Origin of the sequence: Veillonella sp. 3627, from assembly GCF_003992195.1 — a bacterium.
Lineage (GTDB): Bacteria > Bacillota > Negativicutes > Veillonellales > Veillonellaceae > F0422.
On the sequence record NZ_RQVG01000006.1, the window covers coordinates 65,903 to 80,676 of the forward strand.

A 14,774-nucleotide genomic window follows, 5' to 3' on the forward strand; every position below is an offset into this window, starting at 1 on the left:
GAGGGAATCTGTGGATTTCCTCTCTTTTTGTTTATATCACACTGTGCGTATGCTAGAATTGAATTACAGTGATTCACACTATAGAAAGGGATTGTTAATATGGATATATTTTTAGCAGTCTTGCCGATCCTATGGCTTATCGTAGCATTGGCAGTATTAAAAATGCCTGCATGGAAAGCATGTTTGGCAGCAGCAATTGGTACATATATTTTAGCTGTATTCTACTATGGAGAAAATGCATATATTATGTACACAGGAGCTATGGAAGGTGTAGCTCTTGCAGTTTGGCCAATTCTTTTGGTTATTACAGCAGCAATTTTTACATATCAATTAGTAGTTCATACAAAAGCTATGGAAACTATTAAAGTTATGTTATCTTCCGTAACTAGTGATATGCGTATCTTAGCCGTATTGTTAGCATGGGGCTTTGGTGCTTTCATGGAAGGTATGGCAGGTTTCGGTACAGCCGTTGCGATTCCAGCAGCGATGATGGTAGCAGTAGGATTTGATCCATTGAAATCCATCTTGGCTTGTTTAGTAGCAAACTCCGTACCAACTACATTTGGCTCTATTGCGATTCCAACAACAACATTGGCATCTTTGACTGGTCTACAACCAGCTGAATTGGGTACATTCATTGCAGTGCAATTATTCTTCTTAAACGTAATTACTCCATTCTTCATCGTAGGCATCATTGCGGGCGGTGTGAAAGCAATTAAAGGTGTATTTGTACAAACTTTATTAGCTGGTTTAGCATTGGCGATTCCTGAATTATTGATTAGCATGTATGCAGGTGGTCCTGAGTTAGCCGTTATGGGTTCTTCTATTGTAATCATGGGTGTCATCATTGCTATCGCAAAATTAATGCCTGTTAATGATCCAGAATACAAAGTTGAAACTGGCGCTGCACGTACAGTATCTGCTAAAGAAGGTTTAATTGCAGCATCTCCATTCATTTTGATTTTCATCTTGTTAATTGGTACATCTAAATTGGTGCCAGCTGTATATAATGCTTTGATGGTATTTAAAACATCTGTACCTATCCATGCTGGTGTAAATGCAAAACCTTACACATTCGTTTGGATTGCGACTCCTGGTATCATGATTTTCATTTCCGCTTTAATTGGTGGTTTTATCCAAAAAGCAGGTCTTGGAACTCAAAAACAAGTATTAACTAATACTTTCAAAACTTTGAAATTAACGTATGTAACAATCATTTCTGTAGTAGTAACTGCAAAATTGATGACATACTCTGGTATGACTGGCATGATTGCGAATGCATTAGTAGCTGCTACCGGTAGTATGTACCCTGCATTTGCTCCTGTAATTGGTGCATTGGGTGCCTTCTTGACAGGTTCTGGTACAAATGCGAACGTATTGTTCGGACCATTGCAAACAGCAGCGGCTCATCAATTGACACCTGGTCATGATACATTAGCATTGTGGTTGGCAGCAACTAACTCTGGTTCCGCTGGTGTTGGTAAAATGTTCTCCCCACAAAGTATTGCGATTGCCATCGGTGCCGTAGGTCCTGCTCTTAACACATTCATCGAAGAACACAAAATCGATGCACAAAAAGCTGACCAATTACGTCATTCCATCGATGCAAGTTCTATCATGGTTCATGTAGCTAAATACTTCTTGTTATACTTAGTTATTTCTGGTATTTTTGCTTACTTCGGTCAAGAATTCTTCCCACAATTGGAAGGTATCTTAACAATGGTTAAGCACTAATTACTATCTAGCATACTAAAACAGATAAAGAGACAACATTTCGGTGTTGTCTCTTTTTGTATTTATAGCGTTTATATAATTTAAAATAGTTTTTACGATGATATATCAATATTGGGGCTCTTTGTCAAATGTGGGAATATATGTATGTAATAGGGGATACAACTTCATCTAATATTCATTGTAACTTCATGGTCGGCTCATTCTTTTTTCATAATTGGTTCATATTCATAGGATATGATATAAACAAGTTAGAAATAACGAATATTCCTTAATTAAAAACCAAGACACGATGCATCGGGCACGTGAAGGAGGAGATTATGAAAAAAATGTTTCGTTTAGGAGCTGCTGTGATGGCTCTAGGTGCAGGACTTATGATGGCAAGTGGTGTAGCAAATGCTGCGAACACAAGTATGATGAAAAATATGCCAGCAGATCAAATGGCTAAAATTAATTCTTGGAATGGTGTAGGTAGCGTGGTGCCTAGCGTATTACCATTGAGTGATGTAGATTATAAAGGGGTAGTTACAAAATTTAAATCCTTATATCCGGATGCACAAATTGTAGGTATTTCTTATGATGGAAAACATAACCCAACTTACGAAGTAGATGGTATCGTGGATGGTTTAAAAATTGAAATGCATATCCGTGAAAATGGAGATATTTTAAATACAGAAGTAAAACCTTTGAAACAAGGTAAACATATGAAACAACAGGGTTCCATGATGTATGGTCAAGCTATGAAAGGCAACCATAGTATGTCTAAAGCTTTTGATGTAAATGATATCATTATGCCAGAAGTGGCAGAAACAAAAGCTCAGGAAAAAGTGGGCGGCACATTTGAAGCAATGGATTGGTCTGTAGAAAAAGAGCATGGACGTCTAGTCTATGAATTAGATATGATCGATGGCAGTGGTAAAGAAGCTGAAGTCAAAGTAGATGCAATGACTGGCGAAATTATCAATGTAAAAGCAAAAACTAGCAAGTACTAATTCTAGTGAAATTCTCCTTATAATTCCCTTACTTTAAATACAAATAATACACAAATATACTCCCTTACTATATAACTACAACCCTTTGAGAATACATATGCCACTAGCTCTATTGTAGAGCTAGTGGCATTGTATTTTTATAAGAAAGCAGATCTATTCATTGTGTAATAACTTGCTTAATTTGCGAATTCATATAATATTCATGCAATTTTCATGTAATATTCATTCAAAATTCATTATACATTCATATGTAGGCGGTATCATACCAATATAGAGATGCATAGATATATGCAAGAAGTATTAGCTTATTATGTTTGCGAGAGAGGTAATTATGAATTTAAAAACATGTGTAAAAGCAAAAGTATTAACAATTGGATTAGCAGGAATAGTAACAGCTGGTATAGTTAATGCAGAAGATATCACAAATCCTACGACGGAAAATCCTATGGCTACGGAAGCTACCATAAATGATACAAACACGAATCAGAATAGTATTTTACCAGGTGATAGCCATACGACTTCTAGTGTTAAAAGTGAAAAACGTATTGATTACAAAGGAGCTACAAGTGCGTTCTTAACAGCCTATCCTAATGCTAATATTACAGCGGTATCCTATACTATGAAGTATATGCCTATGTATGAAGTAGAAGGGTTTGTGGATGGACAGAAGATATCTGTGAATATAACGGAGTCTGGGGAAATTATCAAACGAAAAGTGAAGACAATACAAGATGGCGATTCCTTAGAGCACATGGCTAAAGAGGGGTGGAAGCAACTTAAGAGTTTTGTGCAAGGAAAGGGGTTTTTAACGGCAGAAGAACGATTGATGAGTAAATCCTTTGATGTTAATAACGTTATCACTCCTGACCAGGCGAAAAGTGCGGTAGAAAAGGCTCTGGGAAGTGAGTTTAAGGTAGCTAGTTGGGAGCTAGAAAAAGATAAAGACTTGCTTGTGTATGATTTAGATATGGTAGATAATACAGGTAAGAAGGTTGAAGTTACAGTAAATGCTACGAATGGCGAGATTATTCGTACAGACATGAAGAAACATAAACACTAATTAAAATAGAGGAAAGCTGATTAAGTATCAACTTTCCTCTATTTTTAATACGTTAAAGGTGTGTTTTTTTGATAAGGAAAAAGCGAGGGGTTTCTTTATTTAGAAAAAAGAAACGCCACTAGTGTTCCACACGTAACTGCGCTCCTTAGGAGGAATAGCATTTTAAAATGACCGTTTGCCTAGTTTTGGGTGCTTACATGGTTTTAGTGTATATCGATCGATGATACGGCACGCTTCGTCTAGGGTTAGGTCTTCTTTTGTAGGCCCTTGTTCGAATATGCATCGAGGGTCGCTGGAGCCAACTTCTCCGGCGGGTAGGTATAGGTATTCTGAGTTATGAGGGTCACCAAAGATGTACCCTGCTTGTAAGTGTTCTTTGTGGATACGGCTCATGGTATCTCCTTCATCATAAAATTAGCAGCATCTGCTGAGACTAAGTGTAATTGTGTATGCCCCCAATGAGAAGGTATTTTTTGAAATGATGCTTTGTCATGTAAATGACCAAACACGCAGTGATCTACTTGGTACTGTTCTAGTAGGTCCGTAAATCCATTGGCATGATTTTCTAAGGTGGGTGGATAGTGCAGTAACAGTATGCGTGTTATCTGAGATGGGTCATCACCACTTTCAGTAATAGCAGTTTCCATAGCGTCTAGAGCTGCTTTAGTACGTATTAATTCCCGCTCATAGATGTGGCGGTCATCAGCTTCTTTAAAGAAAGGGTCTTGTGGATAGATATAGCCTTTCGTGCCGCCGAAGGCGATACCATTATGGTACAAACCTCTACCTTGTAAGAATGTGATACGTCCTTCCATAAGAGTATTCATTTTTTGTAGACTTGTCCACCAATAATCGTGATTGCCACGAATCATAAACTTTTTCCCAGGCAGGGTCGCAATGGTATCTAGATCTACCTTTGCATCACTAAGGCGCATAGCCCAAGACATATCACCTACTAGAAAGACTAGGTCATTAGGATCAATATGTTCTCGCCAGTGTGCTTGGATACGTTCCCAGTGGTTATCCCAGTGTGGACCGAAGATGGTCATAGGTTTTGTTGGTGGTTGCCCAGATAGGTGTAAATCGCCAATGGCAAAAACTTTCATTAAACCTCCAAAGAATTGTGTAAATATGGTTGTATATGACGGATAACCTCTAAGGCGCGTGTTTCATGACACACTTGTGAAATTCCATAACCGATGAAAAGCGGTGATGTTATATAGCGTGGTACAATTTTTAGATAGTGATAACCGTCATTTATATCGTAGAAAAATAGATTATAAGATTTTACATATTTAGAAAATCCTTCTAATACATAGCGTAAGATACGTTGTAAATATTTGGCTAATATGGATGTATCTAATTGTGGATCAAACCGCATATTAAATTCAAAGAATCCATGGATAGGACGATTAGATAAAGTCATGCGCAGACCATCCTTTTCATAGATGAGCCATCCTTCAAAATGTTCTCTGTGAATATCTTCACGGTAATCATAGTCCTCTAGGCCAATGATTTGGCTGTGAGGGTGATAAATAGAGCCTCCAGACATGGGGCCGTAATTTTTAAAGAATAAGACAGAGGTAAAACGAGGGTCGGATTTTACCTCCTCCCATTTCATTCGCCCAAACTCTAAAATATGGACCGCATCTAACAAGGGTAATTTAGAATATTCTGTATGCACATGGGGTGGAGTTTCGATGATAACTGTAGGCCATGTGTGTTTTAATACAGGGTATTTATTCATGAGCCAAATGATGGACCCAGATGTATCTAGTATATCGGTTAATTGCGAGGGTTCGCAAAATGGGCAGTGCCCGTCGCGATTGTGCATGCTGTTGGGCTTTGTTTGTCCCAGAGCAATATCAAAAATTAATGGTTCTTTCATAGTTCACCTCACTATTACTATAGTATCATAGGGGGCGAGGTTTATGAAAGTGTGAAACATGATATAATAAAAAAAGAATAGGAGGAACTATGAGACCTACAACATTATGTTTTCCAAAACGGGAGAATTTATTTTTATTAGGACGTAAAAAACGCGGCTTTGGAGCCGGCTATTATAATGGATTTGGTGGTAAAATTGAGGATGGTGAAAGTTTCCGTGCTTGCGCCGTGCGAGAAGTCTTCGAAGAAGTATCCTTACTGGTGAAAGAAGAGGACCTACAGGCAGTGGCGCTATTGGACTTTCAGTTCCCTTACTCACCGGAGTTGAGTCATATTAGTTATGTATATATGGTAGAACAATTTCAAGGTATTCCTTTGGAATCAGAAGAGATGAAGCCTCATTGGTTTACGTTGGAGAACACTCCCTTTGACCATATGTGGGCTGGTGATGAAGAGTGGATTCCACGGGTTTGGCGTGGCGAGAAGTTGAAAGGTATCATTACTTTCAAAGAAGATAATAGTACGATAGAATCCATGCAATTTATAACTGTAGAAAAGGTGCTAGAAAGTGACGATGTAGACCGTGTGACGGCTTGGATATATGAGGGCATGAAGTGAAACAAGTAGAACAGCAAAGCCAAGTGGCATGGACACAGCATTTATTAAATTGGTATGATGTGCATAAGCGTGACTTACCTTGGCGTGAAAGTAAAGACCCCTATCGTATTTGGGTGTCGGAAGTGATGTCTCAACAAACCCGGATTGAGGCCATGCGTCCTTATTTTGAAAACTGGGTGTTGCAATTTCCAACACTTGAAAGTTTAGCTAGTGCCGAAGAAGATACAGTGGTTCGGGCATGGCAAGGTTTGGGGTATTATTCTAGGGCTCGTAATTTGCATCAAGGTGTGAAAGAAGTGGTAGAAACCTATGGTGGGCAGGTACCACGAACACGAAAAGAAATGGAATCTTTAAAAGGAGTAGGTTCCTATACAGCAGGGGCAGTGCTCTCCATTGCCTATAACCTTCGTGAACCTGCTGTCGATGGGAATGTACTTCGTGTCTATGCTCGTCTATACAATATCCACGAAGATATTTTAGGGACCGTAGGGAAAAAAGTGATTACTTCCTTGGTAGAGGATACTATGCCCTACGATCGACCAGGCGACTTCAACGAAGCCCTTATGGACTTTGGGGCATCTATTTGCATTCCTAAAACACCTCGTTGTGAGGCCTGTCCGTTAGTACAGGATTGTGCAGCAAAAGCAGTAGGAACAGAGCAACAGTTACCTATACGGATTAAGAAAACAAAGGTACAATCTGTCCAATTATACGTAGGGATTATTTCTACAGTAGATGGGTACTACCTATTGCATCGAAGACCCAAAGAAGGATTGCTGCAGAATATGTGGGAGTTTCCCAGCGTAGAAGGTGGCACAGCAGAGAGTCGCAAAGTAGAATTAATTGAGGGGTTACAATCCATTGGGGTTACCGTCACTATGGAACGACCTATGGCAAAGGAAGTAACCCATATTTTTAGCCATCGCAAATGGACGATGAAAGGCTACCGAGGAGAAGCTACAGAGGTGGCAATAGATTCGTCGAATACAATTATGCTAGAAGGTGATGAAGCGGTGCAACAAGCTGTAGCAGAAGGTCAGATTATTCCTCTGAAGGAGGATTGGATTCTCTGTCGTAAAGAGGCCTTTCACGTCTTACCTTGGGCAGGGCCTCATGGCAAGTTCATTGATCTTTGTTAATCTATACCGAGGAGTGATATAGATGAGAATATATATATTGATGGGAATCTTAGTACTTGGAATGGCTCTTTTTGGAACTATGACAGGATACTGGGTAACCTTATTTAGAAATAGTTCGAAACGAAAGGGCCTAATCTATGGTGGTGTACTGGGGTTAGCCCTTGCAGTAGGAACGATTGTCCTACAACGCCTTATGTACAGCATCCATGGTGGTATGATGATGGATCTAGTACGCCCGGTCCTAATCGAACTGAATGGATTAGTCGTAGCACTGTTCAGCACCTTTGCAGTATTGACGATCTTCGGTGTATTCTACGGACTTATGCGTTTAGGGGCTCGCTCTGACAGCGGAGATAGCCATATCGACGAATCACGGAGGAATTTCTTTAAACGTACTGCTGTGGTGGTACCTGCTGTAGTAGGTGTCACAGGATCAGTAGCGGCCTTTCAAGGGAATGGTGAACTGCAACTACGCAAGATACAGTTGGCTTTGAAAGATAGACCAGAGGTGTTGAAAGGATATAAAATTGGGCAACTTAGCGATGTTCATATAGGCCCTTTCATCGGCATGGACAAACTGAAAGAAATGGTAGATGCCATTGCTAGTGAACACCCGAATCGACTGGTTATCACTGGAGATTTAATCGATGATTTGGGGTATCTTGATGAAGTGGCAGATTATCTAGATAGCCGTGTACAAGATTTTCCTGATGGCATTGATTATATTTTAGGGAATCACGAATACCGCGTCGATGTAGAGCGTGTGTGGAAGCGGTTCCACCAAACGAAGATGCACATGTATCGTAACAGTCATCAACAGATATTAGGTGGACCTCGCCCTGTGTATTTAGTGGGCATGGATTACCACTTTAAAGACGATGTGCAAGAGGAAAATGTGCGCTTGTTGGACAAAGCCATGAAAGGTATGCCCGACAATGCATATCCTATCTTGTTGGCGCACCATCCGAACTATATCCCTGAAGCATTCCGTAGACATATCCCATTAACCTTATCTGGACATACCCATGGAGGACAGATTAATCTATGGGGCGTGAACCTAGTGCCGGTGTATAAGCCGTATTGGAAAGGACTCTACGAAGAACAAGGATTATTTGCCTATGTAAGCCGAGGGTCGGGACATTGGTTCCCTGTGCGGTTGAACTGTGCTAGAGAAGTGACGGTGTTTACGATTTTGTAAGTGAAAAAGCAGAACCCCCACAGCGGCAACTGTGGGGGTTCTTTGTTTCAATGGATTTGATTAACTTTTGTACCTGTAGTATATCACAAAAAAATATATTGTCATCTCAAAGTGGACTTTTTTGGGCACACATAGGACATGTTTAATGATATATTATAGAGTAAACAATATCCATTATCATAAATATAAATGATAATATAGGTAATAGCTAATTCTTTCGATCTTTGAAAGATATAATTAAAAATTTATATTGAGAAATAGTATCAGTTGTGATATAGTATAGCTAAGTAAGACTCATGGAATTTTTAATTTAGGGATAGTACGGGACATCCCACATGTTTAGTAAGGGAGGAAAGACCATGAAAGAATTTAAATTATGGCGGTTGTTCATTGTGTTTGCCGTTTGTATTATGGCTATTGCAGGCTGTGGAAAGCAAGCGGATACGGTACAAGATAGTAAGCCATTACAAGTGGTAACTACTACAACAATGATTACAGATTTAGTACAAAAAATTGGTGGTGACCATGTAACAGTACAAGGATTGATGGGGGCTGGGGTAGACCCACATTTATACCAAGCTAGTGCAGGTGATGTATCTACTTTACAAAAAGGCGATATAATCTTCTTGAATGGTATCCATTTAGAAGGTAAAATGGGCCAAGTATTCCAAGAATTAAAAAAATCCAACAAAACAGTAGTGGAAGTGTCTAAAGATATGGATCCATCCACATTGTTAGCTTTTGAAGAAGAAGGTCCAGATGCAAAAGACCCTCATATTTGGTTCGATGTACAAAACTGGAAATTAGCAGCCAAAGTAGTAAAAGACACATTAGTAGCAAAAGATCCAAAACATGAAAAAGACTATGTGGCTAATTACGAAGCATACATGAAAGAATTAGATGCAGCCGATCAATATATTAAGGATAGAACGAAAGAAATTCCTGAACAATCTCGTGTATTAGTCACTGCTCATGATGCATTCCATTACTTTGCTCGTGCTTATGGCTTTGAAGTAAAAGGCTTGCAAGGTGTGAGCACAGCTACAGAAGCGGGCACAAAAGATATGAACGACTTAGTACAATTTATTGTAGACCACAAAATCAAAGCTATCTTCGTAGAATCTTCTGTTCCTCATAAAACAATCGAAGCTGTACAAGAAGCATGTAAAGCTAAAGGTTGGGACGTAGCTATCGGCGGTGAATTATACTCCGACTCCTTAGGTTCTCCTAACACAGAAGGCGGCACTTACATTGGCATGGTCAAAGCCAACATCGATACCATTGTAGGAGCTCTTAAATGATGAGTGACAGCAAGTGTATTTTGAAAGTGAATCATCTTTCAGTAGCCTATGATGATACGGTGGTGCTGAAAGATGTATCCTTTCAGATTGAACAAGGAACGATGACGGCCATAGTTGGTCCTAATGGTGCCGGCAAATCAACCTTGGTGAAAGCCATGTTAGGACTTGTGCCATTAGTAGAAGGAACGATTGAGTTAACATTAGATGCTAAAACAGTTTCTGCTTATGGAGGCGTGAAAACAAATAGTATTTATAACCATATTGCCTACGTACCACAAACCTCAGCAGTAGATTGGGATTATCCCATTACGGTGTTTGAGGTGGTATTGATGGGCACCTACCGTAGACTAGGTTGGTTTACACGCCCAGGGAAACGTGAACGAGATGAGGCGACAAAAGCCTTGCAAACGGTAGGCATGTTAGACTATGCACAGCGGTCTATCTCACAATTGTCAGGAGGACAGCAACAGCGTGTATTTCTAGCTCGTGCTTTGGTGGAGAACCAAGAGGTGTATATACTAGATGAGCCTTTCAAGGGTATCGATAAGACGACAGAGGCGGTACTCGTAAAGATTATGAAAGACATGCAAGCAGCAGGAAAAACATTGCTGATCGTACATCATAATTTGCAAACTTTGGAAGCTTATTTTGATCAAGTTCTCTGCATCAATCGCAGATTGGTGGGCATGGGACCGGTTCGAGATATAGTGGGATCCCCTATCCTAGATGAGACATATTCATACTAGGAGGCACCATGGAATTATTACAACAATATACATTTCAAATCGTAGCACTGGGGACGGTGATGTTAGGCTTGGTATGTGGCGTCATAGGAACCTTTGCAGTATTGCGTCAAGAAAGCTTACTAGGTGATGGCGTAGCCCATTCCACACTACCTGGGGTAGTGGCAGGATTTCTTCTAACAGGTGTGAAAGACACCACAGTGCTATTACTAGGTGCGATTTGCACGGCCTGTTTGTCAGAATGGATTATGTATAAAACATCCCAAAAAGGAGTTCGTTTTGATGCAGCCTTAGCTACGATTTTAGCAACCTTCTTTGGATTTGGGACAGTGTTATTAACGCGAGTACAGTCTATGGAAAATGCTGGACAGGCAGGTCTGAATACGTTTATCTTTGGACAAGCTGTAACCATGATGCAAAGTGACATTTGGGTGATGGCCATTTGTGGAACCTGCATTGTAGGCGGGGTTATTGTACTTTGGAAAGAATTGAGTCTTACCGTATTTGACCCTATTGAGGCGCAGTTGATGGGTATCCCTGTGTCAAAGGTACGATTTTTTTATCGAGCGGCGCTCGTAGTGACTATTGTGATAGGCATACGGACGGTAGGTGTTATTTTAATTAGCTCCTTGCTGATTGGTCCAGCCATGATTGGTCGCCAGTGGACTCATTCCTTGCGGACCTTGGTAATTATTGCTGCCATCTGTGGTAGTGTAGTCGCCTTTATGGGAACTTTTGTGAGCGCCCTATGGGGCAATCTTCCTACGGGCCCTATTATCATCATTGTTATGACTGGTATGATTTTATTAAGTTTAGTATTGGCTAATGGTAAACGCCTCATGAGGAGGTGTTTAGGATGAGTCATATCTTAGAAATATGGGGTATAGCTACAGTGACAGGCATCAGCTGTAGCCTTATAGGTACATTCTTGGTGTTGCGCCGTTTATCTATGATGGTGGATGCCATTACACATACTGTTTTTTTAGGCATTGTATTAGCTTTTTTGGTGACAAAAGATTTGAACTCCCCTTGGCTTATCATTGGTGCTACCGCTATGGGGGTAGGGACGGTGTATGCCGTAGAGTGGATGCAACGGCGTCGTTATATTAGACCAGATGCAGCTATCGGTATTGTGTTTCCCTTCTTATTTGCCTTAGCCATTGTGTTAGTTACCTTATTTGGTAAACACATACATCTCGATGTAGATACGGCGATTTTAGGCGATTTAGCCTTTGCCACATTTCAACGCTTCACCGTAGATGCCTATGACTTAGGACCTATGTTGTTATGGATTGCCATTCTGGTATGCCTTATCAATGCGGTATGTATTGCGCTGTTTAAGAAAGAATTAATCCTTATCACCTTTGATCCTGTGTGTGCTAAGATATATCAAGCGATGCCTATGGCAGTGTCCTATGGACTGATGACGTTAACCTCTTTAACTACAGTGGCATCCTTCCAAACAGTAGGAGCTATCTTGGTAACGGGTTGTATGATTGGGCCACCAGCGACAGCATTTATGCTAGCTCGTTCTGTGAAAGCAATGATTTTGATCAGTGCGTGTATATCTACTATAGCGGCAACCATTGGAGTGGCATTAGCCTTCCTGTGGGATGTATCCATTGGTGGTATGATTGCCACAGTCATCGGATGTATCTATGGACTGGTGTGGATCTATAAATATGGTAGAAACAATGGATAATAGTATCATTGTATATGCTAGAAAGAATACATAATGGTAGCATTGTATAGGCTAGCATGATACAAATATAAAAGGACTGAAGTAAAATGATGTGTTAGAATTTACTTCAGTCCTTTGTTATTTGTGTATTTCTTTAGCGAAATAAAAAGGCTGAAACCAAATGGTTACAGCCTCTTTTGTGATATGTGTAGTGTTTTATTTATTCATGTTTTCGATTGCTTCTGCTTCTGCTTTGTTGAATTTAGAAGCAATAACGATGCGAATTAAGCAAAGTGCAACGAAGATGTATGCTGCAAAGCCTAGCCATTCAGCTGTATCACCATAGGATTTTGCTTCAGTGAAAGCCAATTGAAGTGGAGCTTCGCTACCACCTGTACTTACGGAGAAGGCGATGATACCAGCGATGATAACGCCGATGATACTTTCACCAACGATCAAGCCAGAAGCGAACAATACGCCACGGCGATTAGATTGTTCTACGTCAGCATCTGCATAAGCACCAGCACGTTCTTTCGCACGTTTTGTAATATAACGATTTACGAAGTAACCAATGATGGCACCCATTACAAGAGGCATTTCCAAAGTTGGAGGTAAGTAGATACCCATACCAATTGCAAGTGGTGGTAATGTTAAGGATTTTGTTGTAGATTTTAAAATTAAGTTTACAACGATAGCTACGATACCTACTACGATGCCGTAGAAAATGTATGTCCAATCCATATTAGCATTGAAGATACCTTCTGCGATTTGACGCATCAAAGTAGCTTGTGGAGCAGATAATGCTTGAGCAGGATCCATTCCTTCACGAGGCATAGCGCCTGTAAAACCATATGCATGGTATAACAAGTCAAGTACTGGAGCAATCGCTACGGCACCAGCTAAGGAACCAATTAATAGAGCTACCTGTTGTTTCCAAGGTGTAGCACCTACTAATTGACCAGTTTTCAAGTCTTGTAAGTTATCGTTGGAAATTGCTGCAATGGAGATAACCACGGATGTCATGAAGATCGCCAAGGCAGTGGAGAATTTTACGCCTTCTGGAGTAGATAATAAGTCATTGGTAGAACCGATGGCAAATACTACTAGAGAAGATACGATGATACCGATGATACCGATACCAGAGATTGGACTTGCAGAAGTACCAATCAAACCAGCCATGTAACCACAAGCAGCAGCTACGAAGAAGCCGATTAACAATGCCACTACGATACCTGCAATCACTAATGTCCAAGCAAGACCTGCAGACATTGGAAGCGCAGACACGAAAGAGTAGAAGCAAATGATTAAGCCAATAATAATTAATGCAAATACAACGCCAATAGTAGATGGTTTCATATCTGTATCCATACGGTGTGTGTCGCGATATTCAGCGCTTGCCGTCATGGACTTAATAGATAATTTAATACCTTCAATAATTGGTTTGATCAATGTTAACAATGTCCAAATCGCTGCCACACCGATAGTACCAGCACCGATGAAGCGGACTTTTGTTTTCCAAACTGTACTAGAGAATTTGATAGCTTCCAAATTATCTGGGTTTGGTAGATGATTTGTTAAGTATGGTACGAAACCACCCCAAGCAATAATCATACCGATTAAGATAGCGATACCACTAGCAATACCAATTAGGAAGCCTGCGCCTAATAAAGCAGAGGAGAAACCGAAAGGAATTTGTGTAGCACCAGCACCTACAGGGAACCAGAATGATTTAGATTCGCCTAAGACACGTAAACCTTGTGTAACAAAACTGATGATACCAGCCAATGCGCCACCAGATACGATTTCTTTCATACCACCAGATTGTTTTACTGTTTCACCAGGAACACTGGAGCCTACTTTCAAGATTTCAGCAGCGGCACGACCTTCTGGATATGGTAAGTCGCTGTTCATAACCATAGCGCGGCGTAATGGAATGGTAAATAATACCCCAAGACAGCCACCGCAGGCGGATAATAACAATGTTTGCAATAAGTCAAAGTTTTGCCAATAACCAATCATCAATAGACCTGGCAATACGAAAATGACTGCAGATAAGGTACCAGCAGCAGATGCTTGCGTTTGTACCATGTTGTTTTCAAGAACATTGGAATCCTTGAAGAAGCGTAAGATTGCCATAGATATTACGGCAGCCGGAATGGAGGATGAGAACGTCAAACCTACTTTTAGCCCTAAGTATACGTTAGATGCAGTAAAGATTAATGTAATAATCGCACCTAGTAACATACCTCTGACTGTTAATTCCGGTAAGCTAATATCATGACTCATAAAATCATGCTTCATAGTTATACCTCCTTAAAATACACTACTATCTCATCCATTGTATCAGTATTCTCATAGACTTTCAATAAAAAATATAGTAAATATTGTATACATACGTCTTTTTGAGAGAATATAGTTAAAATA

At 40.2% G+C, this 14,774-nt stretch carries 14 protein-coding genes; 10 read left to right on the top strand and 4 right to left on the bottom strand.

The annotated features are described in order from the left end of the window. Positions 1–99 precede the first annotated feature (99 nt). From EO114_RS04335 to EO114_RS04345, 3 genes are all read left to right on the top strand, one after another. The gene (locus EO114_RS04335; protein WP_062403562.1) at positions 100–1,734 is read left to right on the top strand and encodes an L-lactate permease; all 1,635 of its coding nucleotides are present in this window, start codon (positions 100–102) and stop codon (positions 1,732–1,734) included. Positions 1,735–2,051: 317 nt separating this feature from the next. Next, positions 2,052–2,723, top strand: a complete 672-nt coding sequence (locus tag EO114_RS04340; protein WP_127061740.1) for a PepSY domain-containing protein — start codon at positions 2,052–2,054, stop codon at positions 2,721–2,723. A gap of 331 nt (positions 2,724–3,054) precedes the next feature. Beyond that, positions 3,055–3,783 carry a PepSY domain-containing protein gene (locus tag EO114_RS04345; protein WP_164723763.1) on the top strand — a complete coding sequence of 243 codons (729 nt, stop codon included), beginning with the start codon at positions 3,055–3,057 and terminating at the stop codon, positions 3,781–3,783. Between the two features lie 162 nt (positions 3,784–3,945). On the opposite strand, the gene EO114_RS04350 is transcribed toward EO114_RS04345, so the two are convergent. The 3 genes from EO114_RS04350 to EO114_RS04360 are packed head-to-tail and all read right to left on the bottom strand — an operon-like array spanning position 3,946 to position 5,671. Then, positions 3,946–4,176 (bottom strand): hypothetical protein, encoded by a 231-nt coding sequence (locus tag EO114_RS04350; RefSeq protein ID WP_038144502.1) that lies wholly within the window; start codon positions 4,174–4,176, stop codon positions 3,946–3,948. Continuing rightward, complete coding sequence (locus EO114_RS04355; protein ID WP_009353234.1) at positions 4,173–4,889, bottom strand: metallophosphoesterase; 717 nt, start codon at positions 4,887–4,889, stop codon at positions 4,173–4,175. Before EO114_RS04355 ends, EO114_RS04350 begins: the two co-directional genes overlap by 4 nt. Beyond that, positions 4,889–5,671 carry a DUF4931 domain-containing protein gene (locus tag EO114_RS04360; protein WP_127061744.1) on the bottom strand — a complete coding sequence of 261 codons (783 nt, stop codon included), beginning with the start codon at positions 5,669–5,671 and terminating at the stop codon, positions 4,889–4,891. Before EO114_RS04360 ends, EO114_RS04355 begins: the two co-directional genes overlap by 1 nt. Positions 5,672–5,760: 89 nt before the next feature. Between EO114_RS04360 and EO114_RS04365 the strand changes: the two genes are divergently transcribed. From EO114_RS04365 to EO114_RS04395, 7 genes are all read left to right on the top strand, one after another. Continuing rightward, the gene (locus EO114_RS04365; protein ID WP_127061746.1) at positions 5,761–6,288 is read left to right on the top strand and encodes an 8-oxo-dGTP diphosphatase; all 528 of its coding nucleotides are present in this window, start codon (positions 5,761–5,763) and stop codon (positions 6,286–6,288) included. Next, on the top strand, positions 6,285–7,427 hold the full coding sequence (gene mutY, locus EO114_RS04370) for an A/G-specific adenine glycosylase (protein WP_127061748.1): 1,143 nt from the start codon (positions 6,285–6,287) through the stop codon (positions 7,425–7,427). Before EO114_RS04365 ends, mutY begins: the two co-directional genes overlap by 4 nt. A gap of 22 nt (positions 7,428–7,449) precedes the next feature. After that, complete coding sequence (locus EO114_RS04375; protein ID WP_127061750.1) at positions 7,450–8,625, top strand: metallophosphoesterase; 1,176 nt, start codon at positions 7,450–7,452, stop codon at positions 8,623–8,625. Between the two features lie 359 nt (positions 8,626–8,984). After that, a complete protein-coding gene (locus EO114_RS04380) occupies positions 8,985–9,926 on the top strand; it encodes a metal ABC transporter solute-binding protein, Zn/Mn family (RefSeq protein WP_062403587.1) in 942 nt (313 codons plus the stop codon). Then, positions 9,923–10,672: a metal ABC transporter ATP-binding protein gene (locus EO114_RS04385; RefSeq protein ID WP_127061752.1), complete on the top strand. Its 750-nt coding sequence runs from the start codon at positions 9,923–9,925 to the stop codon at positions 10,670–10,672. Before EO114_RS04380 ends, EO114_RS04385 begins: the two co-directional genes overlap by 4 nt. 8 nt (positions 10,673–10,680) lie before the next feature. Beyond that, complete coding sequence (locus EO114_RS04390) at positions 10,681–11,529, top strand: metal ABC transporter permease (protein WP_127061754.1); 849 nt, start codon at positions 10,681–10,683, stop codon at positions 11,527–11,529. Further along, positions 11,526–12,371 carry a metal ABC transporter permease gene (locus tag EO114_RS04395; protein ID WP_127061756.1) on the top strand — a complete coding sequence of 282 codons (846 nt, stop codon included), beginning with the start codon at positions 11,526–11,528 and terminating at the stop codon, positions 12,369–12,371. The genes EO114_RS04390 and EO114_RS04395 overlap by 4 nt, the downstream gene beginning before the upstream one ends. A 195-nt stretch (positions 12,372–12,566) precedes the next feature. Here EO114_RS04395 and EO114_RS04400 read toward each other — a convergent pair whose 3' ends face one another. Next, entirely contained in the window at positions 12,567–14,651 is a 2,085-nt protein-coding gene (locus EO114_RS04400) for an OPT family oligopeptide transporter (RefSeq protein WP_127061758.1), read from the bottom strand. Positions 14,652–14,774: the final 123 nt, after the last annotated feature.

Bases quoted from the DNA above. Each gene is read 5' to 3' on its own strand.
- EO114_RS04365 (WP_127061746.1), top strand. From the start codon at position 5,761: ATGAGACCTACAACATTATGTTTTCCAAAACGGGAGAATTTATTTTTA.
- EO114_RS04355 (WP_009353234.1), bottom strand. From the start codon at position 4,889: ATGAAAGTTTTTGCCATTGGCGATTTACACCTATCTGGGCAACCACCA.
- EO114_RS04340 (WP_127061740.1), top strand. From the start codon at position 2,052: ATGAAAAAAATGTTTCGTTTAGGAGCTGCTGTGATGGCTCTAGGTGCA.
- EO114_RS04335 (WP_062403562.1), top strand. From the start codon at position 100: ATGGATATATTTTTAGCAGTCTTGCCGATCCTATGGCTTATCGTAGCA.
- EO114_RS04375 (WP_127061750.1), top strand. From the start codon at position 7,450: ATGAGAATATATATATTGATGGGAATCTTAGTACTTGGAATGGCTCTT.
- EO114_RS04360 (WP_127061744.1), bottom strand. From the start codon at position 5,671: ATGAAAGAACCATTAATTTTTGATATTGCTCTGGGACAAACAAAGCCC.
- EO114_RS04350 (WP_038144502.1), bottom strand. From the start codon at position 4,176: ATGAGCCGTATCCACAAAGAACACTTACAAGCAGGGTACATCTTTGGT.
- EO114_RS04400 (WP_127061758.1), bottom strand. From the start codon at position 14,651: ATGAAGCATGATTTTATGAGTCATGATATTAGCTTACCGGAATTAACA.
- EO114_RS04395 (WP_127061756.1), top strand. From the start codon at position 11,526: ATGAGTCATATCTTAGAAATATGGGGTATAGCTACAGTGACAGGCATC.
- EO114_RS04345 (WP_164723763.1), top strand. From the start codon at position 3,055: ATGAATTTAAAAACATGTGTAAAAGCAAAAGTATTAACAATTGGATTA.
- EO114_RS04390 (WP_127061754.1), top strand. From the start codon at position 10,681: ATGGAATTATTACAACAATATACATTTCAAATCGTAGCACTGGGGACG.
- EO114_RS04385 (WP_127061752.1), top strand. From the start codon at position 9,923: ATGATGAGTGACAGCAAGTGTATTTTGAAAGTGAATCATCTTTCAGTA.
- EO114_RS04380 (WP_062403587.1), top strand. From the start codon at position 8,985: ATGAAAGAATTTAAATTATGGCGGTTGTTCATTGTGTTTGCCGTTTGT.